The sequence below is a fragment of the Streptomyces sediminimaris genome (assembly GCF_047049295.1).
In the GTDB taxonomy this organism is placed as follows: domain Bacteria; phylum Actinomycetota; class Actinomycetes; order Streptomycetales; family Streptomycetaceae; genus Streptomyces; species Streptomyces sediminimaris.
On record NZ_JBJWOT010000001.1, the window covers coordinates 744,591 to 767,324 of the forward strand.

The 22,734-nt window shown below is 74.1% G+C and carries 24 protein-coding genes; 9 read left to right on the forward strand and 15 right to left on the reverse strand.

Going from position 1 to position 22,734, the window contains the following annotated elements:
• Window positions 1–26 precede the first annotated feature (26 nt).
• From ACJ9NR_RS03450 to ACJ9NR_RS03460, 3 genes are read left to right on the forward strand one after another with little or no spacing between them, the layout of a single operon-like run.
• On the forward strand, window positions 27–2,798 hold the full coding sequence (locus ACJ9NR_RS03450; protein WP_412489844.1) for a cation-translocating P-type ATPase: 2,772 nt from the start codon (window positions 27–29) through the stop codon (window positions 2,796–2,798).
• The gene (locus ACJ9NR_RS03455) at window positions 2,795–3,454 is read left to right on the forward strand and encodes a potassium channel family protein (protein ID WP_412489843.1); all 660 of its coding nucleotides are present in this window, start codon (window positions 2,795–2,797) and stop codon (window positions 3,452–3,454) included. The genes ACJ9NR_RS03450 and ACJ9NR_RS03455 overlap by 4 nt, the downstream gene beginning before the upstream one ends.
• A complete protein-coding gene (locus ACJ9NR_RS03460) occupies window positions 3,451–4,107 on the forward strand; it encodes a potassium channel family protein (protein WP_412489842.1) in 657 nt (218 codons plus the stop codon). The genes ACJ9NR_RS03455 and ACJ9NR_RS03460 overlap by 4 nt, the downstream gene beginning before the upstream one ends.
• Before the next feature lie 46 nt (window positions 4,108–4,153).
• On the opposite strand, the gene ACJ9NR_RS03465 is transcribed toward ACJ9NR_RS03460, so the two are convergent.
• The 3 genes from ACJ9NR_RS03465 to ACJ9NR_RS03475 form a co-directional block, all read right to left on the reverse strand.
• A complete protein-coding gene (locus ACJ9NR_RS03465) occupies window positions 4,154–4,684 on the reverse strand; it encodes a DUF2231 domain-containing protein (protein ID WP_412489841.1) in 531 nt (176 codons plus the stop codon).
• A 144-nt stretch (window positions 4,685–4,828) separates the two neighbouring features.
• Entirely contained in the window at window positions 4,829–5,293 is a 465-nt protein-coding gene (locus ACJ9NR_RS03470; protein WP_412489840.1) for a Crp/Fnr family transcriptional regulator, read from the reverse strand.
• A 174-nt stretch (window positions 5,294–5,467) separates the two neighbouring features.
• Window positions 5,468–7,852, reverse strand: a complete 2,385-nt coding sequence (locus ACJ9NR_RS03475) for a phosphoketolase family protein (protein WP_412489839.1) — start codon at window positions 7,850–7,852, stop codon at window positions 5,468–5,470.
• 48 nt (window positions 7,853–7,900) lie between these two features.
• Between ACJ9NR_RS03475 and ppk2 the strand changes: the two genes are divergently transcribed.
• On the forward strand, window positions 7,901–8,704 hold the full coding sequence (ppk2, locus tag ACJ9NR_RS03480) for a polyphosphate kinase 2 (RefSeq protein ID WP_412489838.1): 804 nt from the start codon (window positions 7,901–7,903) through the stop codon (window positions 8,702–8,704).
• A gap of 5 nt (window positions 8,705–8,709) precedes the next feature.
• Here the strand turns inward: ppk2 and ACJ9NR_RS03485 are convergent, their stop codons facing one another.
• Window positions 8,710–9,591 carry a universal stress protein gene (locus ACJ9NR_RS03485; protein ID WP_412490521.1) on the reverse strand — a complete coding sequence of 294 codons (882 nt, stop codon included), beginning with the start codon at window positions 9,589–9,591 and terminating at the stop codon, window positions 8,710–8,712.
• Window positions 9,592–9,619: 28 nt separating this feature from the next.
• On the reverse strand, window positions 9,620–10,525 hold the full coding sequence (locus tag ACJ9NR_RS03490; protein ID WP_412489837.1) for a universal stress protein: 906 nt from the start codon (window positions 10,523–10,525) through the stop codon (window positions 9,620–9,622).
• A gap of 247 nt (window positions 10,526–10,772) precedes the next feature.
• Between ACJ9NR_RS03490 and ACJ9NR_RS03495 the strand changes: the two genes are divergently transcribed.
• Entirely contained in the window at window positions 10,773–12,467 is a 1,695-nt protein-coding gene (locus ACJ9NR_RS03495; RefSeq protein ID WP_412489836.1) for a SulP family inorganic anion transporter, read from the forward strand.
• A gap of 29 nt (window positions 12,468–12,496) precedes the next feature.
• Here ACJ9NR_RS03495 and ACJ9NR_RS03500 read toward each other — a convergent pair whose 3' ends face one another.
• Complete coding sequence (locus ACJ9NR_RS03500) at window positions 12,497–12,709, reverse strand: hypothetical protein (protein WP_412489835.1); 213 nt, start codon at window positions 12,707–12,709, stop codon at window positions 12,497–12,499.
• 201 nt (window positions 12,710–12,910) lie between these two features.
• Here ACJ9NR_RS03500 and ACJ9NR_RS03505 point away from each other — a divergent pair, with 201 nt between their 5' ends.
• Both ACJ9NR_RS03505 and ACJ9NR_RS03510 read left to right on the forward strand, forming a co-directional pair.
• Entirely contained in the window at window positions 12,911–13,375 is a 465-nt protein-coding gene (locus ACJ9NR_RS03505; protein ID WP_412489834.1) for a cyclic nucleotide-binding domain-containing protein, read from the forward strand.
• A gap of 23 nt (window positions 13,376–13,398) precedes the next feature.
• Window positions 13,399–14,061, forward strand: a complete 663-nt coding sequence (locus ACJ9NR_RS03510; RefSeq protein ID WP_412489833.1) for a CBS domain-containing protein — start codon at window positions 13,399–13,401, stop codon at window positions 14,059–14,061.
• Between the two features lie 22 nt (window positions 14,062–14,083).
• On the opposite strand, the gene ACJ9NR_RS03515 is transcribed toward ACJ9NR_RS03510, so the two are convergent.
• Entirely contained in the window at window positions 14,084–14,680 is a 597-nt protein-coding gene (locus ACJ9NR_RS03515) for an Rv1733c family protein (protein WP_412489832.1), read from the reverse strand.
• A gap of 223 nt (window positions 14,681–14,903) precedes the next feature.
• Between ACJ9NR_RS03515 and ACJ9NR_RS03520 the strand changes: the two genes are divergently transcribed.
• Entirely contained in the window at window positions 14,904–15,605 is a 702-nt protein-coding gene (locus tag ACJ9NR_RS03520; protein WP_412489831.1) for a response regulator, read from the forward strand.
• A gap of 171 nt (window positions 15,606–15,776) precedes the next feature.
• Here ACJ9NR_RS03520 and ACJ9NR_RS03525 read toward each other — a convergent pair whose 3' ends face one another.
• From ACJ9NR_RS03525 to ACJ9NR_RS03535, 3 genes are all read right to left on the reverse strand, one after another.
• Entirely contained in the window at window positions 15,777–17,171 is a 1,395-nt protein-coding gene (locus ACJ9NR_RS03525) for a sensor histidine kinase (RefSeq protein WP_412489830.1), read from the reverse strand.
• On the reverse strand, window positions 17,168–17,458 hold the full coding sequence (locus ACJ9NR_RS03530; RefSeq protein ID WP_412489829.1) for a response regulator transcription factor: 291 nt from the start codon (window positions 17,456–17,458) through the stop codon (window positions 17,168–17,170). The genes ACJ9NR_RS03525 and ACJ9NR_RS03530 overlap by 4 nt, the downstream gene beginning before the upstream one ends.
• A gap of 185 nt (window positions 17,459–17,643) precedes the next feature.
• The gene (locus ACJ9NR_RS03535) at window positions 17,644–18,222 is read right to left on the reverse strand and encodes a rhodanese-like domain-containing protein (protein WP_412489828.1); all 579 of its coding nucleotides are present in this window, start codon (window positions 18,220–18,222) and stop codon (window positions 17,644–17,646) included.
• Between the two features lie 63 nt (window positions 18,223–18,285).
• Between ACJ9NR_RS03535 and ACJ9NR_RS03540 the strand changes: the two genes are divergently transcribed.
• Window positions 18,286–18,600 carry a metal-sensitive transcriptional regulator gene (locus ACJ9NR_RS03540; RefSeq protein WP_412489827.1) on the forward strand — a complete coding sequence of 105 codons (315 nt, stop codon included), beginning with the start codon at window positions 18,286–18,288 and terminating at the stop codon, window positions 18,598–18,600.
• A 25-nt stretch (window positions 18,601–18,625) separates the two neighbouring features.
• Here the strand turns inward: ACJ9NR_RS03540 and ACJ9NR_RS03545 are convergent, their stop codons facing one another.
• The 5 genes from ACJ9NR_RS03545 to ACJ9NR_RS03565 form a co-directional block, all read right to left on the reverse strand.
• The gene (locus ACJ9NR_RS03545; RefSeq protein ID WP_412489826.1) at window positions 18,626–19,372 is read right to left on the reverse strand and encodes a sulfite exporter TauE/SafE family protein; all 747 of its coding nucleotides are present in this window, start codon (window positions 19,370–19,372) and stop codon (window positions 18,626–18,628) included.
• A complete protein-coding gene (locus tag ACJ9NR_RS03550; protein WP_412489825.1) occupies window positions 19,369–19,755 on the reverse strand; it encodes a rhodanese-like domain-containing protein in 387 nt (128 codons plus the stop codon). Before ACJ9NR_RS03550 ends, ACJ9NR_RS03545 begins: the two co-directional genes overlap by 4 nt.
• A 70-nt stretch (window positions 19,756–19,825) precedes the next feature.
• On the reverse strand, window positions 19,826–21,190 hold the full coding sequence (locus tag ACJ9NR_RS03555; RefSeq protein ID WP_412489824.1) for an MBL fold metallo-hydrolase: 1,365 nt from the start codon (window positions 21,188–21,190) through the stop codon (window positions 19,826–19,828).
• A gap of 253 nt (window positions 21,191–21,443) precedes the next feature.
• The gene (locus ACJ9NR_RS03560; protein ID WP_412489823.1) at window positions 21,444–22,424 is read right to left on the reverse strand and encodes an Acg family FMN-binding oxidoreductase; all 981 of its coding nucleotides are present in this window, start codon (window positions 22,422–22,424) and stop codon (window positions 21,444–21,446) included.
• Between the two features lie 39 nt (window positions 22,425–22,463).
• Window positions 22,464–22,727 carry an SHOCT domain-containing protein gene (locus ACJ9NR_RS03565; protein WP_412489822.1) on the reverse strand — a complete coding sequence of 88 codons (264 nt, stop codon included), beginning with the start codon at window positions 22,725–22,727 and terminating at the stop codon, window positions 22,464–22,466.
• Between the last annotated feature and the right edge of the window lie 7 nt (window positions 22,728–22,734).

Here is a 22,734-nt window from a genome sequence, read left to right on the forward strand (position 1 = left end):
CCCGCGGCCCACGGCCGGCGGGCGCGGTGTCTCCGCTCGACGCGTCGGCCCCGCCGGTGCAGCGGCTGCGCGCCGACGAGGTGTTCACGGCGTTCGGCGGCTCGCCGCGCGGGCTGTCCGCCGGTGCGGCGCGCACACGGCAGGAGACGTACGGGCCCAACGAGCTGCCCCGCCCACGCCGCAAGGGCGTGTGGCGGCGCTTCCTCGCCCAGTTCACCGATCTCTTCGCGCTGGTGCTGATCACGGCGTCGGCGCTGACGTTCCTCGCCTACGCGCTGCAGGATCCCCGCGACGTCGGGAACCTGCAGCTGGCCTTCGCGATCCTGGGCGTGGTGGTGCTGAACGCGGTGATCGGCTTCGCCCAGGAGTACTCGGCCGAGCGGACCGCCCAGACGCTGCAGGCCATGGTGCCGCACGCCTGCCGGGTGCTGCGCGACGGCGAGCGCCTGGAGCTGCCGTCCGCCGGGCTGGTGCCGGGCGATCTCGTCGTACTGGAGGCGGGCGACGCGGTCTCCGCAGACTGCCGGGTCGTCGAGGCGCACGGCCTGTCGGTGAACAACGCGCCGCTGACCGGGGAGAGTTCCGCGGTCGGCAGGGTCGGCGAGCCGACCGCGGCGGACACCGCCCTGAACTCCCGCAACTGCGTCTTCATGGGCACCACGGTGGTGGCCGGATCGGGCAAGGCGGTCGTCTACGCGATCGGTGCGGCCACGGAGTTCGGCAGGATCTTCCGCCTCACCGACGAGGCCCCGCGGCAGAAGACACCCCTGCAGCGTGAGGTCGCCGTCATGGCGCGGCGGGTGGCGGCGCTGGCCGTGGCGATCGGCGCGGGCATGTTCGCGCTGCGCCTGCAGACCGGGCAGCCCCTGGTGTCGGCCTTCGTGTTCGCGCTCGGGGTGATGGTCGCCCTGGTGCCCGAGGGGCTGCCCGCGACGCTGTCGGTGTCGCTGGCCATCGGGGTACGGCGGATGGCCCGCCGCCGGGCTCTGGTCAAGAAGCTGCTGGCGGTGGAGGCGCTGGGCTCCACCACCGTCGTCTGCACGGACAAGACCGGCACCCTGACCCAGGCCGAGATGACGGTCACCCGGATCTGGGGCGACGGGAGCTGGCACGAGGTGTCAGGCGTGGGATACGCCCCGGCCGGCGAGGTGTCCGACGCCGGGGACCTGGGCGAGCTGCTGCGCTGTGCGGCGCTGTGCACGGACGCCCGGCTGGTGCCCCCGGCGGGCGCCGAGGGCTGGCGGGTGCTCGGTGACACCACGGAGGGCGCGATCCTCGTCGCGGCGGCCAAGGCGGGTCTGCAGCCGGAGGCGGAGAAGGAGGCGGCGCCGCGCGTCGGCGAGTTCCCCTTCGATCCCGTGCGCAAGCTGATGAGCACCGTCCACCGGACGCCCGAGGGCGACCTGCTGTGCGTCAAGGGCGCGCCGCAGGAACTGCTCGCGCGGTGCCGTCGCATCCGCCTGGGCGCCACCGAGCACGAGCTCGACGCCCGGCTGCGGGAGGAGGTGACCGCCGCCGACGACACGATGGCGGCGCGGGGGCTGCGGGTGCTGGCGGTGGCCGTCCGCCCGGTGGACGAGCCGCCGGGCACGGCGCGGGAGGCCGAGTCGGAGCTGACCTTCCTGGGCCTGATCGGCATGCTCGATCCGCCCAGGCCCGAGGTCGCCGAGTCGGTACGGGCCTGCCGCCGGGCCGGGATAAGGATCGTGATGGTGACCGGGGACCACCCGCTGACGGCGGAGGCGATCGCCCGCCGCGTCGGCATCGTGACGGGCCCGGCGCCCACCGTCGTGACCGGTCCCGGCCTGGACGCCATGGACGCGGCCGCGCTCGACGAACTGCTCGCGGCACCGGGGCAGTTGCTGCTGTGCCGGGTCAGCCCGGAGCACAAGATGCGGGTGGTGGCGGCGCTGCAGGCGCGCGGCGAGGTGGTCGCGGTCACCGGCGACGGGGCCAACGACGCCCCCGCCCTCAAGCACGCCGACATCGGTGTGTCCATGGGCGCCACCGGCACCGACGTCGCCCGCGAGGCGTCCGAGATGGTGCTGCTGGACGACTCCTTCGCCTCCATCACGGCGGCCGTGGAACTCGGGCGGTCCGTCTACCGCAACATCCGCAAGTTCCTCGCCTACCTCTTCAGCCACAACATCGCCGAGCTCGTGCCGATTCTCGCCGCGGCGTTCGCCGGTTTCCCGCTGGTGCCCCTGACCGCCGTGCAGATCCTGGCCATCGACCTCGGCTCGGACGTGCTGCCGGCCCTGGCGCTGGGAGCCGAGCCACCCGAGCGGGACACCATGGACCGCCCGCCCCGCTCCCGCCGTGAGCGCCTGTTCTCCGCCGAACTCGTGCGCAGGTTCCTCTTCCTGGGCGCCGTGCAGTCGATCGGCGTGTGCACGGTGTTCTTCTGGCAGGTGCACGCCTCGGGGATCCCGTACGCGGACTTCACCAGCGACGACCCCGCCTACCGCAAGGCCATCACGCTCACCCAGGCGGCGATCGTGGTGAGCCAGTTCTTCAACGCCCTGGCCGTGCGCACCGACCGGCAGAGCGTGTTCGGTGTCGGGCTGCTGTCCAATCCCCGCCTGATCGCGGCGGGTTGTTTCGGCATCGGGCTGATGGCGGCGATCAGCTATGTGCCGGCGCTGCAGGACGTGTTCGGCACCGCGGCCCTGAGCGCCGTCGACTGGGCCGTGCTCGTCGGCTTCGGCGTCCTGCTGCTGGCCGCGGAGGAGGCCCGCAAGTGGTGGGTGCGCCGCAGGTCCGCCCGCACCCCGTCCGGAAAGGAGAGCGCGCCATGAGGGTCATCGTGGTGGGCTGCGGCCGGGTCGGTTCCCAGCTCGCCGCCCAGCTGGTCAACGAGGGCCACGACGTGCGCGTCATCGACCGCGACCCGAGGACCCGGCGGCTGCTGCCCCCCGGGTTCTCCGGCCGGGTCCTGCACGGCAACGGCTTCAGCCGCACCCTGCTGGAGTCCGCCGGCATCGCGCTCGCCGACGCGTTCGTCGCCGTCACCTCCGGCGACAACACCAACATCGTCAGCGCCCGCACGGCGAAGGAGACCTACCGGGTACCGATCGTGCTGGCCCGCATCTACGATCCGCGGCGCGCCGACATCTACCGCGACCTGGGCATCCCGACGATCGCCAGCGTGCGCTGGACGGTGCACCAGCTGCACCAGATGCTGCTGCACCGCCACCTCACCCCGGAGCTCGACTTCGGCAACGGCGAGACGATGCTGGTGCGGTCCCGGCTGCCCGCCTACCTCACCGGCCGGCGGCTCGGCGCGCTGGAGGTGGACGGCGAGATCCGGGTCGTCGAGGTGACCCGCGGCGGACGGTCGTTCCTGCCCACGTCCCACACCCCCGCCGAGGCGGACGACCTGGTCACGTTCGCCGTCGCCGCCGACGCGCTCGGCCGGCTGCGCGGCTTTCTGGACAAGGAGCTCGGCACATGAAGGTCGTCGTCGCCGGGGCCGGGCGCCTCGGCACCCAGATCGCCCAGGTCCTGGGCGCCGCCCGCAACCAGGTCACGCTCGTGGACCAGGACGAGGGCCGGGTCGCCGCGCTGGAGGGCCGGGTGCCCGCCGAGCTGTGCCTCGGTGACGCCTGCGAGCCGGCCGTGCTGGAGGCCGCGGGCGCCCACGCCGCCGACCTGGTCGTCGCCACCACCGGCGAGGACGAGGACAATCTGGTCGTCAGCCTGCTCGCCAAGCGCCAGTTCCGGGTCCCCCGGGTCATCGCCCGGATCAACGACGACGAGAACGCCTGGCTGTTCACCCGGCACTGGGGCGTCGACACCGCCGTGCCGGCCGCAGCGCCCCTCGTCTCCCTCGTCGAGGAGGCGACCAGCTCCAGCGACACGGTCGCGCTGCTGCGGCTGAGCAAGGCGGGCGTCAACGTGATCGAGACGACCATCGGTCCCCGGTCCCGCGCCGCCGGCCACACGCTCGCGGACATCGCCGTGCCGCACGGCATCGTGGTGGCCACCGTGGTCCGCGGCGGAGATCCGCTGGCGCCCGCGCCGGACCTGGAGCTGCGGGAGGGCGACGAGATCCTGGTGGTCTCCCACACCGCCGACCAGAGCGAGGTGCACGCCGTCTTCCAGTGAGCCGCCGCGGGCGCGGCGGCCCACCGGGCCGTGGGGCGGGCCGGACTCAGTCGCCGTCGCCCTCTCCGCCCGAGGCGGACTTGGAGAAGCCGCCCTGCCAGGCGGCCTTCGCCCCCGAGTCCCCGATGCGGTAGACGTCCACGACGGCTCCCGCGGCGATCACGACCGACAGCACGGCGGCCGCGACGCGTACGGGGGTGGTCGACCAGCGTGTCGTACTCGTCGTGCCCGACGTGCCCGCGTCCCCGGACGCGGCGGTGCGGCGGGCCGCCCACCAGACGACGACGGCCAGCACCAGCAGACCGCCCGCCCACGGGAGCAGCCCGTCACCGAGTTCGGCGTGCCGGCGTATCAGTGAGTTGCTGTTGACGTGCGCCTCCAGCCACTCCCCCGCCTGCGTGGTGAGCGGAACACTCGCGAGCGTGACCAGGGCGAGCAGCGGCAGCACGATGCCCAGGCGCCGTGCCGCCGCCGGCCAGACCGCGCAGACGACGAGTGCCAACGCGGTCAGCGGTACGAGCACGACGACGAAATGCACGAGCAGGACGTGCGCGGGCAGGCCGTTGACCAGGCTCATAAGACTCCTTCAGCAGGGGGGCGCATGACTTTTCGATCACTCGCGCGCCAGCCTGGCACAGCAATTTCTGAGGTTCTTCTGAGAGTGACGGTTTCTTGTCAACGCCGTGTTTCGCGCCACCGGAGCGCCGTCGCGCGGCGCGTCTCAGCCGCGGGCTCCGCTGCCGTAGGGCGCGTACAGATCGAGCAGCCGGGTGCGTGCCGCGCTCAGCCTGCGGTGGACGACCTCGCCGACCCACAGGGCGATCCAGCGCCCCATCTCGGGATCGGCGTCGCACATCCGCCGCACGGCCCCCGCGTCGAACTCGCGGGCCCGCACCGGGCCCACCGTCCGGGCACCGAACCGCCACCGGTACGGCTGGTAGAGCCAGGAGCAGCCGAGGAGCTCACCGGACTCCACGGTGTCGATGACGGCCGCGCGGCGGCCGGGCACCCGCGTGTCGAGGGCGACGGTGCCCGACTCGACGATCCAGAAGTGATCGGCCCGGCCGCCCTCCGTGAACAGGCGGGTGTCCGGCGGATAGCGCACGTCGTGCGCCATGCTCATGAGCCTGCCCCGGTAGACGGCGGGAAGCTTCCTGGTCGTGCGGGGTGTGATCGCGGTGGTCATGGCTGCGCCTCCTGTTGCGCCCGTCCGGCACGGCGGTCGTCCCGGGGACGTCGCCTGCCTTCAGCGTCGGGCACGGCCGGGGGCACCACATGGGCCGACCGGTCCCCGTCGCGAGGGCCGAGGGGGCCCCGCGGGAGGCGGCGTCAGCCTCCGCGGGGCTCCCTCCGGCGCGGGTCAGCCGTTCCAGGTCCAGTCGGCGACCTCCGGCAGGTCCGTGCCGTGGGCGCGGATCCAGTCGTGGTGGCGCAGCCGGGCGTCCTCCATGCGCTGGCGCACGGCCGCGGCACGCACCGCCAGACCGGGCACCCGGTCGATCACGTCCATGACCAGCCGGTAGCGGTCCAGGTCGTTGCGGACGACCATGTCGAACGGCGTGGTCGTGGTGCCGGACTCCTTGTAGCCGCGCACGTGCAGGTGGCGGTGGCCGGTGCGGCGGTAGGCGAGGCGGTGGATCAGCCACGGGTAGCCGTGGTACGCGAAGATCACCGGCTTGTCGGCGGTGAACAGTCCGTCGTACTCGAAGTCGGTCATCCCGTGCGGGTGCTCCTCGCGCGGCATCAGCCGGGCCATGTCGACGACGTTGACCACGCGGACCGCGAGGTCGGGCAGGTGGCGGCGCAGCAGCTGGGCGGCGGCCAGCACCTCCAGCGTGGGCACGTCGCCCGCGCAGGCGAGGACCACGTCCGGCTCGCCGCCGTTCTCACTGCCCGCCCACTCCCAGATGCCGGCCCCTCGGGCGCAGTGGGCGCGGGCCTGGTCCATGGACAGCCAGTCGAAGGTGGGCTGCTTGCCGGCCACGATCACGTTGACGTAGTCCCGGCTGTGCAGCGCGTGGTCGGCGACCGAGAGCAGGGTGTTGGCGTCCGGCGGCAGGTAGACCCGTACGACCTCGGGGCTCTTGTTGAGGACGTGGTCGACGAAGCCGGGGTCCTGGTGGGAGAAGCCGTTGTGGTCCTGGCGCCACACGTGCGAGGTCAGCAGGTAGTTGAGGGAGGCGATCGGGGCACGCCAGGGCAGCTGCCGCGACGTCTTCAGCCACTTGATGTGCTGGTTGACCATGGAGTCGACGATGTGCACGAAGGCCTCGTAGCAGGAGAACAGCCCGTGCCGGCCGGTGAGGAGGTAGCCCTCCAGCCAGCCCTGGACGGTGTGCTCGGAGAGGATCTCCATCACCCGGCCGTGCCGGTCGAGGTGTTCGTCCACCGGCAGGTGCTCGGCCTGCCAGGCCTTGCCGCTGGCGTCGAAGACGGCCTGCAGCCGGTTGGAGGCGGTCTCGTCGGGGCCCACGACGCGGAAGTCGCGGCGGGCGGCGGTGTCCTCCATGACCTTCTCGAGGAGGTTGCCGAGGACGCGGGTGGGCTCGTGCAGGGTCGTGCCGGGCTTGTCGACCGGTACGGCGAACCGGTCGAGGGAGCGGACGGGCAGGTCACGCACGAGCAGGCCGCCGTTGGCGTGCGGGGTGGCACCGAGCCGGCGGGCGCCCTCGGGCACGCAGGCGAGCGCGCCGGCGACCGGGCGGCCCGCGGCGTCGAAGAGCTCCTGCGGACGGTAGGAGCGCAGCCACTGCTCCAGCTGCCGCAGGTGCTCGGGGTTCTCGCGCACGCCGGCCAGCGGGACCTGGTGGGCCCGCCAGGTGCCCTCGACCGGCAGGCCGTCCACCTCGGCGGGGCCGGTCCAGCCCTTCGGGGTGCGCAGTACGATCACGGGCCAGTGCGAGCGCTCGGCGACGCCGTCCTCGCGGGCCGACCGCTGCAGCAGCTCGATGCGTTCCAGCGCGCTGTCCATCGCCTGGGCCATCGCCCGGTGCACGGTGGCCGGGTCGTCGCCGCTGACGTGGATGGGCGAGTGCCCGTAGCCGCGCAGCAGTTCGTCGAGCTCGTGCTCGGGCAGCCGGGACAGCACCGTCGGGTTGGCGATCTTGTAGCCGTTGAGGTGCAGGATCGGCAGGACGGCGCCGTCGTGCACCGGGTCGAGGAACTTGTTGGAGTGCCAGGAGGCGGCCAGCGGCCCGGTCTCCGCCTCGCCGTCGCCGATCACACAGGCGACCAGCAGGTTCGGGTTGTCGAAGGCGGCCCCGTAGGCGTGCGAGAGCGAGTAGCCGAGCTCTCCGCCCTCGTGGATGGAGCCGGGCGTCTCCGGCGCCACATGGCTCGGCACCCCGCCGGGGAAGGAGAACTGGCGGAACAGCCGCTCCATGCCGGCCTCGTCCCGGCCGATGTCCGGGTAGGTCTCGCTGTAGGTGCCCTCCAGCCAGGAGTTCGCCAGCACGGAGGGGCCGCCGTGGCCGGGCCCCCAGATGCACAGGGCGTCGAGGCCGCGGGCCTTGATGACCCGGTTGAGGTGGGTGTAGACGAGGTTCAGACCGGGCGAGGTGCCCCAGTGACCGAGCAGGCGCGGCTTGATGTGCTCCGGCTTGAGGGGTTCACGCAGCAGCGGGTTGGCCATGAGGTAGATCTGTCCGGCGGCCAGGTAGTTGGCGGCGCGCCAGTGCAGATCCAGGGTGCGCAGCTCTTCTTCGGTCAGTACCGTGCTGCTGTCCTGGTGGTGGACCTTGGGCATCAGGGACTCCGTAAGTCATCGACGTGGGCAACGGGTGATGGAGGCGGCATGGCCGGCAGGAAAGAGGCGGCGCTGCCGCGCAAGGCATATGAGAGGGAACTGCTGCGCCTGCAGACCGAGTTGGTGAGGCTGCAGGAGTGGGTGCGGGCCGAGGGTGCCCGCCTCGTGGTCGTCTTCGAGGGGCGGGACGCGGCAGGCAAGGGCGGCACCATCAAGCGGGTGGCGGAGCACCTCAACCCCCGGGTGGCGCGGATCGCGGCGCTGCCCAGGCCGACCGAGCGCGAGCGCACCCAGTGGTACTTCCAGCGCTACGTGGAGCATCTGCCGGCCGCGGGGGAGATCGTGCTGTTCGACCGGTCCTGGTACAACCGGGCCGGCGTCGAGCGCGTGATGGGCTTCTGCACCAAGGAGGAGCACCAGCTCTTCCTGCGCCAGTGCCCCATCTTCGAGCGGATGCTGGTGGAGGACGGGGTCCTGCTGCGCAAGTACTGGTTCTCGGTGAGCGACACCGAGCAGCAGGAGCGCTTCCGGCGCCGGCTCCAGGACCCGCTGCGGCGCTGGAAGCTGTCGCCGATGGACCTGGAGTCGATCACCCGCTGGGAGGCGTACTCCCGGGCGAAGGACGAGATGCTGGTGCACACGGACATCAGAGAGGCGCCGTGGTTCGTCGTGGAGAGCGACGACAAGCGCCGGGCGCGGCTGAACATGATCGCCCATCTGCTGAGCACGGTTCCCTACCACGACGTGCCGCCGCCGGTGCTGAAGCTGCCGGACCGGCCGGCGCCGACCGGCTACCTGCGCACGCCGCGCGACCTCCAGAATTACGTTCCTGACCACACGGCAAGCCTGTAAGCGCCTCACCGCGCCCGCACCTTCCGGGGCACCACGGCGACCGGGCAGGCGGAGTGGTGCAGCACCGCGTGGGCGACCCGGCCCAGCTGGAGCCCGAAGTGCCCCTCCGGGCGCCTGGCCCCGACGACCAGGAGGTCGGCCTCGTGCGAGAGGTCCGCCAGCACCCTGCGGGCATGGCCCTCGACGGTGCGGCGGTGCACGTCGACGTCCTCCGGGACATCCTCGAGCGCCGCTTCGAGCGCCTCCGCGGCCTGTTCCTCGTGCATCCGGGCGGGCTCGCCGGACATCAGCGGGTGGTCGGTGGTCTCGTGCGCGGGGCACCGCCAGGCCCGTACGGCCTCCAGGGCCACCCCGCGGCGGCGCGCCTCGTCGACGGCGAAGCGCACGGCCGGCGCGTCCTTCACGTCCTCCCCCACACCGAGGAGGATCCGCCCGTGGACCCCCGGCACCGCCTGCTTGTCGTGGCTGCCGCGCAGCACGATGACCGGGCAGTCGGCGTGCGCGGCCACGCTGAGGCCGACGGAGCCCAGCAGGAACTCGGCGATGCCGCTGCGGCCCCGGCTGCCCACCACGAGCGCGGAGGCCGTGTGCCCCTCGTGCACCAAGGCGTACTCGGGCTCCTCCGGCAGCACCGTGACGCTCACCCGCAGATCCGGGTGGCGGGCGAGCGCCCGCCGGGCGGCGTGGTCGACGACGTCCTGGGCGAGCACCTCCTCGGACGGCTTGCCGAGGTCCGCGGCGAGCGAGCCGCCCTCGTAGCGCTCCCACAGCGAGGCGTACACCACGCGCAGCGGCACCCCGCGCAGCACGGCCTCGTCGGCCGCCCAGTCGACGGCCCGCAGGCTCGGCTCGGAGCCGTCCACGCCCACGACCAGAGGGGCTTCCATCATCGGTCCTCCTCCTCGAAGCGCGGTGTCAGTGGTGGGCGACGACCGCGACGGGCGCGGCGGCGTGGTGCAGGACGGCGTGCGTGACGTGCCCGATGTGGGTGCCGAGGGGGCTGTGGCGCACCCGGCGGCCCACGACGACCAGCGAGGCCGCGACGGAGGCGTTGACGACGTGCACGGCGGGGCTGCCGAACCGGGATTCCTCGGTGACCTCGATGTCCGGGTACTTCTGCCGCCAGGGGCGCAGCGCCTCGGTCAGGGCGGTGGTCTCGCGCTGCGAGACCGAGTTGTGCGCCGCCAGGTCGCCCGACATGCCGTAAGCGTAGTAGGGGGGCGGGTTCCAGCCGTGGACCACCCGCAGGGAGGTCCCGCGGCGGACGGCGGCGTCGAAGGCGAACTCCAGCAGCGTCTCGTCGGGGTGCCTGGTGTCGAGGGCGAGGAGGACGGGCCGGAAGGGCGCGGCGGCCGAGGGAACGCCCGCCGGGTCCGGCTCGTGCTCGTCGGCGGCCTGTTCGCCGGCCCGGACCAGCACCACGGGACGCGCGGCGTGCGCGACGACGGAGAGGCCGACGGAGCCGACCATGAAGCCGCTGACGCCGCCCATCGCGCGAGAGCCGAGGACGAGCAGTTCGGCGTCCTGGGCCTCCTCGGCCAGCACCTCGGCGGGCCGGCCGCTCGGCTGCCGGGTGGTCACCCGCAGGCCGGGGTGGCGCAGCCGGACGCCCTCGGCGCTCTCGCGCGGGATGCGTTCGGTCCAGTCCTGCATCGTCTCGCCACCGACCAGCGGGGCCTGCGCCATGGGCTCCGGGACCGGCTCCCGGACATGAACGATCTTCAGCGGCAGGTCACGCAGTTCCGCCTCACGCGCCGCCCACTCCACCGCGGCACGGCTCTCGGCCGAGCCGTCCAGACCTGCGACAACGCTGCGCACCATGGTTCGCCTCCTGATCGGTACCTGTCTCCAGCGTGGGTCGTCGGGGGTGGTAGCCGCAGGGGGCCGCAGGTCCCTGGCCGGGACCCGACCGGCCCCACACTCGCGTGCCGGGCCGGCGATCTCCATGGGCTGAACGGCCCCTTCGAGGCGCCGGGCCGGATCACCGGCGCGGCACCTCTCGCGGCCGGCGGCGGGCGGTGGTTTCTTTGGCGGTGGTTCCTTCGAGGCCGGCGGCGAGAGGAGACGCATGTCCCGCGTCCCGTGGTGGCGCCGTACGGTGCCCGGTGCCGGCCTGCCGGCCGGTTACCGTCGCTCCTGGCTGCGCGGGGACCTGCTGGCGGGCCTGACGGTGGCCGCGTACCTGGTGCCGCAGGTGATGGCGTACGCGGGCGTGGCCGGGCTGCCGCCGGTCGCCGGACTGTGGGCGATCCTGCCCTCGCTCGCGCTGTACGCCCTGTTCGGCACGTCGCGGCTGCTGTCGGTCGGCCCCGAGACGACGGCCGCGCTGATGACGGCGACCGTGGTGGCTCCCCTCGCCGGCTCGGACCCGGCCCGCTACGCCACGCTGGCCACCACGCTCGCGGCGGCCGTCGGTCTGCTCTGCCTGGCCGCGCGGGTCCTGCGGCTGGGCTTCGTCGCCGACCTGCTGTCGCGGCCGGTGCTGATCGGCTATCTGTCCGGCGTCGCCCTGATCATGGTGGTGGACCAGCTCACCAAGCTGACCGGAGTGCCGACGGCGGGCTCGAGGTTCTTCCCGCAGCTGTGGTCCTTCCTGCGGCACCTGGGGCAGGCCGATCCGGCCACCGTGGTGTTCTCGTCCGTCGCCGTGGCCTTCCTGTTCTCGGTCGCCCGATGGCGTCTGGTGCCCGGACCGCTGCTGCTCGTGCTGCTGGGCACGGCGGCCGTGACGGTCTTCGACCTGGACGGCGCGCACGGCATCAAGGTGATCGGCGACGTCCCCGCGGGCCTGCCCTCCTTCGCGCTTCCGGACCTCACCGCACTGCCGGACCTGGTGCTGCCCGCCCTCGGTGTGCTCCTGGTCGCGTACACCGACTTCATCCTCACGGCCCGCGGCTTCACCTCACCCGACGACGACGCCCCGGAGCTGGACGCCGACCAGGAGTTCCTGGCCCTCGGCGCGGCCAATCTGGGGGCCGCCTGTCTGCACGGCTTCCCGGTGAGCAGCAGCGCCAGCCGTACCGCGCTCGCCTCCACGGCGGGAGCGCGGAGCCAGGTCTACTCGCTGGTGGCCGGTCTCGCGGTGGTCGCGGTCCTGCTGTTCCTCAGCCCCCTGCTGGCGCGGACGCCGTCGGCCGTGCTGGGCGCGATCGTCGTGTTCGCGGCCGTGCGGATGATCGACCTCGCGGGCTTTCGCCGGCTGGCCTCCTTCCGGCGGCGCGAACTGCTGCTGGCCCTCGGCTGCCTGGCCGGGGTGCTGGCCCTGGACATCCTCTACGGGGTCCTGGTCGCCGTCGGCATGTCGGTGGCCGAGCTGCTGAGCCGGGTGGCCCGCCCGCACGACGCCGTCGAGGGGCTGGTGCCCGGCATGGCGGGGATGCACGACGTCGACGACTACCCGCAGGCCCGCACGGTCCCGGGCCTGCTGGTGTACCGCTACGACTCGCCGCTGTTCTTCGCCAACGCCCAGGACTTCCACCGCCGGGCCCTGGCCTCGGTGGACGAGCAGACCGAGCCGGTGCGCTGGTTCCTGCTCAACACCGAGGCGAACGTCGAGGTGGACATCACCGCCCTCGACGCGGTGGACCGGCTGCGCCGGGAACTCGACGGACGCGGGATCGTCTTCGCCCTGGCCCGGGTGAAACAGGACCTGCTGGAACAGCTGGAGGCGTACGGCCTCGCCGAGGCGGTGGGCAGGGACCTGATCTTTCCCACGCTGCCCACCGCCGTGGCCGCGTACCGCGAGTGGGGCCGCAAGCGCTGAGGACCCCGCCCCTCAGCGGGTCGGCCGGGTCAGCTCTTCACCAGCGGGCGGCCGGCGGCCCGGGGCGGGCGATCCGGCGTCGCGCCGGTCGTCGCGGTGCCCGAGTACAGCGCGGCGCGCCGCTGCTGCCGGCGCAGGTACAGCGCGTCCAGTGCCGCGCTGAGCACGAAGGTGACGGCCATGGCGATCACCAGGAGGACGGCGCACAGCCGCCAGAACTCCGGCGTCAGGCTCGTACCCATGATCGTTTCCCCCTTACAGGCTGCGCCGGGTGGAGCTCTCACCCTCATCGAACCGCCGGGCGCCCTTCGGCACAGGGTGCCATCGGGGTGGCGCGGGCCGCCGGACGGCCCGTTCGTGGGGCCGGGTGGCCCCTGGCCGTCCGCGGGCCGCCGGGCCCAGGCTGGGGGTGGAAGTCCCGTACGCCTTACTGGAGGCACGCCATGAACGCTCCCGCAACCATGAGCATGCCGCGGGCGCTGTCCGCCGAGCACCGGCAGCGGCTGATGCGGCTCGCCCGGGAGGTGTCGTTCCCCCTGGGCACCCGGCTGTTCGAGGAGGGCGGCCGGGCCGACCGGTTCTGGATCATCCGCACCGGCACGGTCGACCTCGACATGCGGGTGCCCGGCCGCAGGGCCGCCGTCATCGAGTCCATCGGGCACAACGAACTCCTCGGCTGGTCCTGGCTGTTCCCGCCGCACTCCTGGCACCTCGGCGCCGAGGCGTCCTCCCCGGTGCGGGCGTACGAGTTCGACGCCACCACGGTGCGGACGATCTGCGCGGAGGACCCGGAGTTCGGGCGGAACGTGGCCGAGTGGGTGGGCATGGTCGTGGCGCACCGGCTGCAGGCGGCCCGCATCCGGCTGCTGGATCTGTACGGGCCCTACGGCAGCGGGAGCGCGCGGTGAGGGCGAGCCTTCAGGGAGGCGTCATGCAGGGCTCCCCGCACATCGTCAGCGATGTGATGACCCGGGCCGTCGCCACCGTCGACCGTGCGGCGGCCTTCAAGGACATCGTGCGGATCATGCAGGACCGCAGGGTCAGCGCGGTGCCCGTGGTGGACGGCGGCAACCGGGTCCTGGGGATCGTCTCCGAGGCCGACATGCTGCCCAAGGAGGAGTTCCGCGACAGCGACCCCGACCGCCGCACCCAGCTGCGGCGGCTGTCCGACCTGGCCAAGGCCGGCTCGCTCACCGCGGAGGACCTGATGACCTCCCCCGCCCTCACCGTCCGGGCGGACGCCACCCTCGCGCAGGCCGCGCGGGAGATGGCCCGCGCGCGGGTCAAGCGGCTGCCGGTGGTCGACGCCGACGGGCGGGTGGAGGGCATCGTCAGCCGGGCGGACCTGCTGAAGGTCTTCCTGCGCGACGACGAGGAGATCGCCGAGGAGATCCGGCGGGAGGTCGTCTCCTACCTCTTCTCCGCCCCGGAGTCCTCGGTCGTGGTCGAGGTCCGGGACGGGGTCGCCACGCTCGCCGGCCGGGTCCACGACACCTCGCTCGTGCCGGTGGCCGCGCGTCTGGTGCGGGCGGTGGAGGGGGTCGTGGACGTGGAGTTCGCGCTCGACGGGCCGGACCGCCGGTCCACCGCGTGAGCCGCGCCGCGTCCGGGCCGCCTCAGCCGGTGGTGTGCCCCCGGTGCCGTCCGGCCCGCTCCCACTCGGCGCCCCACTTCTCGGTGGCGCGCCGTTGCACGCGCAGCCGGGCCAGGTACCCGGTGCCGAGCACCGTCGCCCCGGCGGCCGGCGCGGCTCCGGTACCGGCGAGCAGCACGCGGACGGTGGCCTCGGTGGCGCCCACGGGCGGCGCCACCAGGTGGCCGTGCCCGTCCGTCCAGGTCCGCACCGTGCTGCCCGGCCGCGCGGTGGGCCTCACGTTCATGAGCCCGGTGCGGGTGACCGCCCTGCCGTCGCGGACGTCGCTCCAGCGCACCGTCGCCACCACCCGGTCGTACCTGACCCCGGTGACGACGTCCCGTCCGCTGCCCGGCACGATCCGCACCAGCACCGCCGTCACCGGGCTGCGGCCCGCCCGGCCCGCGTCCACCACGTGTTGCGCGACCCGTGCCCCGACGATTCCGGCGGCGACCGACGCCACGGCCGCCAGCGTCCAGGCGGCCAGCACGATCCACGCCTCCAGCACGTCGCTGCGCCGCCGCAGCGGATTGCGGCGCCACCGCCATCCGAGCACCGTCGTGCGTCTGGCCTTCCGCATCGGTCGCACCTCCTTGCCGCACGTCACGGGAGGACACTGAGGAGGAACACACTCAAACGGTCTCACCGGATCACCGTCGGCGGGAGGGGGTGGCCGCGCGCCGGCCGCCCGAACCGGGGAGTGGGGCCGGTCGGCCCTAGTGCGACCGGCCCCGGCGCGTGATGATCGGCTGGCGGACGGCCCGCAGTCCGTGCGCCACACCTCCCGGGATCAAGGGGCCGACATGACCGAAGCACGCACCTTCTCCGCGCAGGACCCGATCCGTGTCTTCCTGCTCGACGACCACGAGGTCGTCCGGCGCGGCCTGGCGGACCTGCTGGACGCCGAGCCGGACATCTCCGTCGTCGGAGACGCCGCGAACATGGAGCACGCGCTGGTCCGGGCGCCCGCGGTGCGTCCGCACGTCGCCGTCCTGGACGTGCGCCTGCCCGACGGGGACGGCATCTCCGTCTGCCGCGACCTGCGCAGCCGGATGCCGGAGCTGGCCGTGCTGATGCTGACGTCGTTCGACGACGAGGAGGCGCTGCTCGACGCGATCATGGCCGGTGCCTCGGGCTACGTCCTGAAGCAGATCCGCGGCTCGGACCTGGTCGCCGCGGTGCGCACGGTCGCCTCGGGTCAGTCGATGCTCGACCCCGCCACGACGGCCCGGCTGATGCGTTCCCTGCGGGCGGAGCCGGCCGAGACGCCGGCCGTCGCGCCGGAACTCGCGGGCCTGTCCCCGCGCGAGCGGGAGATCCTCGCGCTGATCGGGGACGGCCTCACCAACCGCGAGATCGGCAAGCGGCTCTACCTGTCCGAGAAGACGGTCAAGAACCACATCTCCCGGCTGCTGGCGAAGCTGGGGGTCCAGCGCCGCGTCCAGGCCGCGGTGCTCGCCACGCATCTGGACCAGCCGGAGCCGGAGGAGCGCCCCGTGCGCTGACGACCGCCCCCGCACGGAGGTGACCGGAGGCGGCGCCGGGTGCCGGCCGGCCCCGACCCGCGCCCCGGACCGTCCAGGGCCGGCCCTGCTCGCCGGGGAAGGGCTGCGGGGCAGCCCGCGATCACGTACGAGCGGCGGACCGGACGGCGGTGACGGCACCCGGGAACCCGCTCACGTCTCCTTCACAACCGGTGACGATCGCGATCCGCCGCTCCGCCCGGCGGCCGGCCACAGCGGCAGGTCCAGCACGACGGTCAGCCCGCCGCCCGGAGTGTCCTCCAGCCGCGCCGTTCCGCCGTTGACCGTGGCCAGCCGGTGGACGATGGCCAGCCCCAGACCGGTGCCCCTGGCCTCGGGGTTGCCGAACCGGCGGAACGCCACCGCCTTCGCCCGCTCGGACATGCCGGGGCCGTCGTCCCGCACCCGCAGCCTCGCCCGGTCCCCTGCCGCGCGGTGGTCGACGGTGACGCTGCCGCCCTCCGGCACGGCGTCCACCGCGTTGGCGATCAGGTTGTCGAGGATCTGCTCCAGGTGGCCCGCGCCCGCGGCGACGGTGAGGCCGGGCTCCCCCGACCCGGCGGTCAGCCGGAGACCGCGTTCCCCGGCCACGGGCGTCCAGGCGGCCACCCGCTCGGCGACCACCTCGTCGACCCGCACCGCGCTCGGGCGGGGCGTCGCCTGCTCGGCACGGGCCACCGCCAGCAGCCCGTCGACCAGCCGGGACAGCCGGGCGATCTCCTCCTGGGCGGCGGCCAGTTCGGCCGCGGTGCCGGTCTCGGCGCCGGCGGCCAGGACGTCGAGCCGCAGCCGCAGCGCGGCCAGCGGGGTGCGCAGCTGATGGGACACATCCGCGATCACGGCCCGGTGGCCGTGCACGAGGGCCTCCGTGCGGGCGGCCATGGTGTTGAAGGTGGCGGCCAGCCGGCGCACCTCCGGCGGGCCGGCCGCGACGTCGGCCCGTTCGTCGAGCGCGCCCTCGCCCAGCCGCCGGGCGGAGGCGTCGAGCGTCGACAGCGGGCGGCTGACCCAGCGGGCGAGGCGGACGGAGAGCACCACGGTGGCGGCCAGCCCCGCGGCGCCGATCGCGGCGGACCAGCCCCAGATCGCCGCGACGCGGGCGTCGAGCGGGCCGGCGGAGCGGGCCAGGACGACCGCTCCGGCGGGCCTGCGCACCTCGCCGGCCGGTTCCGCGGCCAGCAGCCGGCCCTCGTTCTCCGGCGGCTCCGGCTCGTGCCCGGCCAGCACCCCCGCCACCAGCTCCAGCGCCTCCTCGCCCTGGGCCGCCCCGCAGGGCGTACTGGCCACCAGGCGCGCGGAGGCGTCGTACACCGCCGCGCAGTCCCCCGCCCGGGCGGCGGCCCGCAGTTCCTGGCGCATGGCGGCGGCCGGTTTGTGGTCGGACAGGTGCTCCTCGGCCGCCGCGGCGATCACCCGGGTGGCCGCGCGCTGGCTGTCGCGGTAGGCCACGCGCTCGCGGGCCGTCATCATCGCCGCCAGCGGTACGACCGCCAGCACCAGCAGCAGCGAGGTGAGGACCAGGAGGGTCCAGGTGACCCGGCGGCTCACGACCGCTCCAGGACGTGCCGCCGGCTCACCACCCGGCCCGGGCCGGCGGCCAGGCGCTCCAGGATGCCGAACCGCCCGGGTGCCGGCGCCGGCGCCGGCGTTCGCCCGTCGACCGCGACCTGCCGGGTGCGCGGGCCGAGGGCGGGCGGGCCGTGCCGTACCGCCTCGGGGCCCGCCGGGCGCCGGTGCAGCACCGCCCGGATCCGCGTCGGCCGTTCGGCCGGTCCGAACCGCTCGGCCAGGTGGTCGTCGGCACCCTCGTCCAGGGCCGTGCTCCGGGCGTTCATGCGCGTGTCCTGCCTCCCGGGCGGTGCACTCGCGGGCACCGCCTCCTTCCCCCACCGTGCGCCACACCCGTCTGCTGTCGGCAGGGGCCGTTCGTCCTCCTTACCGGCTTACGGGGTGGGCGGGGCGGATGAGGCAACGGCCCCGGGGCACCCGCCGTGGCGCGGGTGCCCCGGGGCCGTGCGGGTCAGCGGTCGCGCAGGGCGGCGAGGGCGGCGTCCAGGTCGGCGCCGCGGGGGCGGTTGTGCGGCAGCTTGCCCAGCACGGCCGCCATGCCGCAGGTGTCGGTGAGGGCGGAGTAGACCAGGCCGCCCGCGATCGCGGCCGACAGCGCCAGCAGCGCCGGATGCACCAGCAGGCCCAGCACGATGCCGAGCAGGACGACGCTGCCGGCCGTGAAGCGCACCTGGCGCTCCATGCTCCAGCCGGCCCGGGTGTCGCAGGCCACCGGGGTGTGCAGGTCGTGGCCGCCGGCGGTCCAGGCGCCGGTGCCGCCGGCCAGGGTGGCGGTGGCTATGCCCTGCTCGGCCAGGAGCTTGCAGGCGTTCTGCGAACGGGCGCCGGAGGCGCACACCACCAGCACCTCCCCGCGCCCGGCGGCGTGCCGTATCTCCGGCAGCGCCCGCTGGAGGTGGTCCAGGGGGATGTTCAGCGCGCCGGGCAGATGCCCGGAGGCGTACTCGGCGGGTGTGCGCACGTCGATGACGGTCAGCTCGTGCAGCCGGGTACGGGCCTGATCGACGGCGAACGTGACAGGGGCTGTCATGACAGATGTGATCCTTACTGATCGACGGCGTCCCGAAGCGGGACGTACAGTACCCCTAGGGGTATGGTGACGAGGAATGGACGTGGACATCGAACGTGCGGGCGCGAGCTGAAGGCCGTGCTGAACCGGTTGCGCCGCGCCCAGGGCCGGATCTCCGGGGTGATCCGGATGACCGAGGAAGGACGCGACTGCGAGGATGTCGTCACCCAGCTCGCCGCCGCCTCCCGGGCGCCGGACCGCGCCGGCTTCACCATGGTCGCCACCGGTCTGCGGCAGTGCGTGAGCGGCATCGACTCCGCCCGCACGACGGGCACCGACGGCGAGGATCCGCAGGCCGTCCGCGCCCGCCTGGAGAAGCTGTTCCTCTTTCTGGCCTGACTGGCCCGATCGGGACGCGTGGACCTCACATGACCGCGTCGACGAGCATGAAGGCGGCCACCGCCAGCAGCACCAGGGCGAAGATCCGCTGCAGCGTGTGCCCGGAGATCTTCGTGGCCAGCCGCTTGCCGTCCCAGGCTCCCAGCACCGCGGCCGCGATGAACGGGCCGACCACCGCCCAGTCCAGCGTCTCCACCGTACCCGCCCGGGTGGCCAGCGCGGCGACCGAGTTGACGGTGATGACCAGCAGACTGGTGCCGACGGCCGCCCGCATCCGCAGGCCGAGCACCCCCACCAGCGCCGGTACCGCCAGGAAGCCGCCGCCGACGCCGAGCACGCCGGTCACGGCGCCGAGCCCGGCACCGGCCGCCGCCGCGCGTCCCGGCCGCACCGTCACCGTGCCTTCCGCGGCCTGCCGCGAGCGCAGCATGCGCGCCGCCGCGATGGCCGCCACCACCGCGAACGCCGCCGTCAGCGCCGCCGCCGGGATGCGGGACGCCAGCGCTCCGCCCACCATCGCCGGCACGATCCCGGCCGCCGCGAACAGTGTTCCGGTCCGCCACCGCACTTGACCGTCCCGGGCATGCGCCACCAGCGCCGTGACCGACGTCAGGGTGACGATGACCAGACTCGCCGTCGTCGCCCCGACCGGACTGAAACCCAGCAGATAGATCAGCGCCGGCACCGCCAGCACACTGCCGCCGCCGCCCAGCGCGCCCAGCGCCAGACCGACCACCGCCCCGGCGACCAGGGCGAGTATCACCGCACTCACGCGACCGCGCCGTTCCCGCCGCGCGCGTCCACCACCGGCAGACCCGCTCCGGCCCACTCGCGCATGCCGCCGACGACATCCACCGCGTGCGCGCCACGGGCCACGAGGAGTTCCGCGGCCTGCCGGGACCGGTTGCCGGAGCGGCAGATCACGACCAGGGGCCGCGCCTGCACCTCGGCGGGCAGCCCCGCGCCGGCCGCCAGCGCGGACAACGGCAGGTGCACCGCCCACGGCGCACGTCCCGCCCGCCATTCCTGCGGCTCACGCACGTCCAGCAGCACGGCGTCACCGCCGCCTGCGGACGTGCCGTGCCCGGTGCGCGCGGCCGCTTCCTGCACACTCACGCGGCCCGGTGCGCCCTGGCTCCGTCGGAAGATACTCATGTCGGTCTGTCGCTCCTGTTTCCCCGGATCGGTACGGAAGATCGGTGAGGCCCTGCGGCGTGCGGCGCCGTCAGGGGGTCCGGACGGTGAGCCCGGCCTTCTCGGCGGTGTCGAAGGAGTCGTCCACGGCGACGACGTCGCGGCCCACGGCGTCCAGCAGGGAGGCCGCGATCGCCGCGCGCATGCCGCCCGCGCAGTGCACCCACACCTCGCCCTCGGGCACCTCGCCGAGGCGGCCGTGCAGGGTGTGGATCGGGATGTTCACCGAGCCCTCGATGAAGCCGGCCGCCCGCTCCGACGTGCGGCGCACGTCGAGGACGACGACGCCGTCCCGGCTGCGGCCCGCGAGGTCGGCGAAGGTGGCACGCGGGAAGGAGGCCTGGGCCTCGCCCGCACGCACCCAGCCGGACGGATCGCCCGTGGCCCCGGCGGCCGGCCGGTCGATGCCCACCCGCACCAGCTCACGCTGGGCGGCGGCGAGCTGCTCGGCGGACTCGGCGAGCAGGGTGACCGGCTTGCCCCACGGGATCAGCCACGCCAGATACGTGGCGAGCTGCCCCTCGGCCTCGAAGTTGAACGAGCCGGCGACATGTCCCTGGGCGAAGGCGACCCGGTTGCGCAGGTCCACCACCCACTCCCCCGCCGCGAGCCGCTGCGCGATCTCGTCGGCGTCGGCGACGGCGGGCGGGGTCAGGTCCACGGGCGCGGGTCCGGCGGCGTTGGCCGGGCCCATGTGCGTGTAGTAGGCGGGGATGTCGTCCAGGCCGGCCAGCAGCTCGGCGACGAAGGTGTCCACGTCCCGCAGCAGCGCCGCGTTGGACTCCTTCTCCTTGCCGATGGTCGTGTCGCTGCCCTCGGCCTGGGACGAGGAGCAGAAGCTGCCGAAGCCGTGCGTGGGCAGCACCGCCGTCTCGTCGGGCAGTTCGGCGGCCAGCCGGTGCGCGGAGGCGTGCTGGTCACGGGCCAGGCGCTCGGTCAGCCGCGGATCGACCAGATCGGGACGGCCGACCGTGCCGATCAGCAGCGAACCGCCGGTGAACACCGCGACCGCCGATCCGTCCTGCTCCAGCACGTAGGAGGTGTGGTGCGGGGTGTGGCCCGGCGTCGCGACCGCGCGCAGGACCAGTCCCTCGGCGGCGGCGATCTCCGCACGGTCGCCGTCGGCGACCGGCACCCGGTCGAAGGAGACGCGGGCCCCGGCGGGGACCAGGTAGGCGGCACCGGTGACCCGCGCGAGCTCCAGGCCGCCGGTGACGTAGTCGTTGTGCACGTGCGTCTCGACCACGTGCGAGATCCGTACCCCGCGCCGCGCCGCTGCCGCGATCACCTGCTCGATGTCCCGGGGCGGATCCACCGCCACGGCCGTCCGCTCGCCGCCCGCCAGATAACTGCGGTTGCCGAGCCCCGACATCTCGATGGTGTCGACGAAGAACACGCGGTACTCCCTTCTCGCGATGAATTACCCCTGGGGGTATGTCACCGACGATAACATGAGTACCCCGGGGGGTATTCCGGGGGGCCGGGGAGGCCCTGGGAACCGTTCCACGGGTACCTCGCACACGGCAGGGCACCCGTCCCGGGCCGCATGAGCCGGTCGGCATCGGGGCAGAGGAGATCCGAGCAGGCCGGACGGGTCCGCAGCGGACCAGGCGTACCCGAGTGGATCAAAAGGTGAGGCCCCTGAGGGGTCAGCGGATCTCCAGCACCTCGTCCACGGGACGGCGGGGCGTGGCGGTGCCCGCGGGGCCGTAGCCGAGGCGGAGCACCATGTGCACGAAGCCGAGGTCAGAGCGCGGGTCGCGGGCCAGCTCCCGCAGGTCCTTCCGTTCCAGGGAGTGCGAGGTCAGGGAGGTGGCCAGTCCGCTGAGCGTGGCCAGCAGCAGGACGCGCTCCAGGGCCTGCCCGGCCCGCAGCCAGTCCTCCGGCCGGTCCTGGGCGGTGCCCAGCACGGCCAGGTGCGGCGCGGCCTCGAAGACGGCCGCGGGACGGCCGGGCAGCGCACGGCGGCCGGCGAAGTCGCGGACCGGGGCACGGCCGCCCGCCTTGCGGGGTCCGAACGCGCTCTCGGGGATGCCGTCGACGGCGGCCTGCTCCCCCGTGCGGGTCCACCGCCGGATGTCCTCGAACCGCTCCGGGTCCATGCTGTCGCGCCCCTCGGCGTCGCGGACGTGCTCCAGCAGGGCCGCCACGTGCCACACGCCGGGGAAGACCAGCTCCGCGCCCTCGCGCCGGGCGGCCTCGCTCAGCGCCTCCTGGACGGCGGCCGGGACGGGCCGGTCCTCGAAGGGGTGGCGGCTGGTGTGCCGGCGGGCGATCGCCGGGAACAGTCGTGCCAGGTCGCCGTCGGGGCGGTCGGTGCCGCTGAGGCGCACCGCGGCGAGCAGCTCGCGGTCGGCAGGCCCGGGGAAGAGGACCAGGTCCGTGCGCAGCCCGCTGTGGGCCGCGGCGACGCGGAGGTTGAGCAGCGCGGCGCCGCAGCCGAGGTGCAGGGCGCGGTTGTCGGGGTCCGTGTGCGGCATGGCCCGACCGAGGTCGGCGCGCAGTTCCAGGGTGCCGCCGGCGGGCTCGTGACGGAAGCGCCAGGGCTGCGCGTTGTGCATGGAGGGCGCGGCCGTGGCGGCGGCCACCAGGGCCTTGACGTTCCTCGTGTCGAGTGGCTGCGCCGGCATGGGACGCACCTCCCTCGGACAGGCGGTACGGCGCGGGGATCAGTGCTTGGTCAGGGTGGGACCGTCCCCCCGCAGCACGGCCAGGCCGCGCCGGTACTGCTCCTCGTCGATCTCCCCGCGGGCGAAGCGCTCGGCCAGCAACTGCTCGGCCGTGCCGGAGGCGGGGGGCTGCGGCTTCGACGGGGCGTGCAGGCTCCGGTAGAGCAGGACGCCCACGGTGATGAGCAGGGCCCACAGCAGGACCGTGCCGAACGACATGGTGAACCAGCCCCAGCCGTTCATGTCGTGTCCGTTCCAGTACATCAAGGCC

Coding starts and splice junctions, on each gene's coding strand:
- ACJ9NR_RS03455 (WP_412489843.1), top strand. CDS start 2,795: ATGAGGGTCATCGTGGTGGGCTGCGGCCGGGTCGGTTCCCAGCTCGCC.
- ACJ9NR_RS03510 (WP_412489833.1), top strand. CDS start 13,399: ATGCAGGGCTCCCCGCACATCGTCAGCGATGTGATGACCCGGGCCGTC.
- ACJ9NR_RS03465 (WP_412489841.1), bottom strand. CDS start 4,684: ATGAGCCTGGTCAACGGCCTGCCCGCGCACGTCCTGCTCGTGCATTTC.
- ACJ9NR_RS03520 (WP_412489831.1), top strand. CDS start 14,904: ATGACCGAAGCACGCACCTTCTCCGCGCAGGACCCGATCCGTGTCTTC.
- ACJ9NR_RS03530 (WP_412489829.1), bottom strand. CDS start 17,458: ATGAACGCCCGGAGCACGGCCCTGGACGAGGGTGCCGACGACCACCTG.
- ppk2 (WP_412489838.1), top strand. CDS start 7,901: ATGGCCGGCAGGAAAGAGGCGGCGCTGCCGCGCAAGGCATATGAGAGG.
- ACJ9NR_RS03560 (WP_412489823.1), bottom strand. CDS start 22,424: ATGCCGGCGCAGCCACTCGACACGAGGAACGTCAAGGCCCTGGTGGCC.
- ACJ9NR_RS03540 (WP_412489827.1), top strand. CDS start 18,286: ATGGTGACGAGGAATGGACGTGGACATCGAACGTGCGGGCGCGAGCTG.
- ACJ9NR_RS03485 (WP_412490521.1), bottom strand. CDS start 9,591: ATGGAAGCCCCTCTGGTCGTGGGCGTGGACGGCTCCGAGCCGAGCCTG.
- ACJ9NR_RS03490 (WP_412489837.1), bottom strand. CDS start 10,525: ATGGTGCGCAGCGTTGTCGCAGGTCTGGACGGCTCGGCCGAGAGCCGT.
- ACJ9NR_RS03470 (WP_412489840.1), bottom strand. CDS start 5,293: ATGACCACCGCGATCACACCCCGCACGACCAGGAAGCTTCCCGCCGTC.
- ACJ9NR_RS03535 (WP_412489828.1), bottom strand. CDS start 18,222: ATGACAGCCCCTGTCACGTTCGCCGTCGATCAGGCCCGTACCCGGCTG.
- ACJ9NR_RS03460 (WP_412489842.1), top strand. CDS start 3,451: ATGAAGGTCGTCGTCGCCGGGGCCGGGCGCCTCGGCACCCAGATCGCC.
- ACJ9NR_RS03500 (WP_412489835.1), bottom strand. CDS start 12,709: ATGGGTACGAGCCTGACGCCGGAGTTCTGGCGGCTGTGCGCCGTCCTC.
- ACJ9NR_RS03515 (WP_412489832.1), bottom strand. CDS start 14,680: ATGCGGAAGGCCAGACGCACGACGGTGCTCGGATGGCGGTGGCGCCGC.
- ACJ9NR_RS03495 (WP_412489836.1), top strand. CDS start 10,773: ATGTCCCGCGTCCCGTGGTGGCGCCGTACGGTGCCCGGTGCCGGCCTG.
- ACJ9NR_RS03505 (WP_412489834.1), top strand. CDS start 12,911: ATGAACGCTCCCGCAACCATGAGCATGCCGCGGGCGCTGTCCGCCGAG.
- ACJ9NR_RS03565 (WP_412489822.1), bottom strand. CDS start 22,727: ATGTACTGGAACGGACACGACATGAACGGCTGGGGCTGGTTCACCATG.
- ACJ9NR_RS03475 (WP_412489839.1), bottom strand. CDS start 7,852: ATGCCCAAGGTCCACCACCAGGACAGCAGCACGGTACTGACCGAAGAA.
- ACJ9NR_RS03550 (WP_412489825.1), bottom strand. CDS start 19,755: ATGAGTATCTTCCGACGGAGCCAGGGCGCACCGGGCCGCGTGAGTGTG.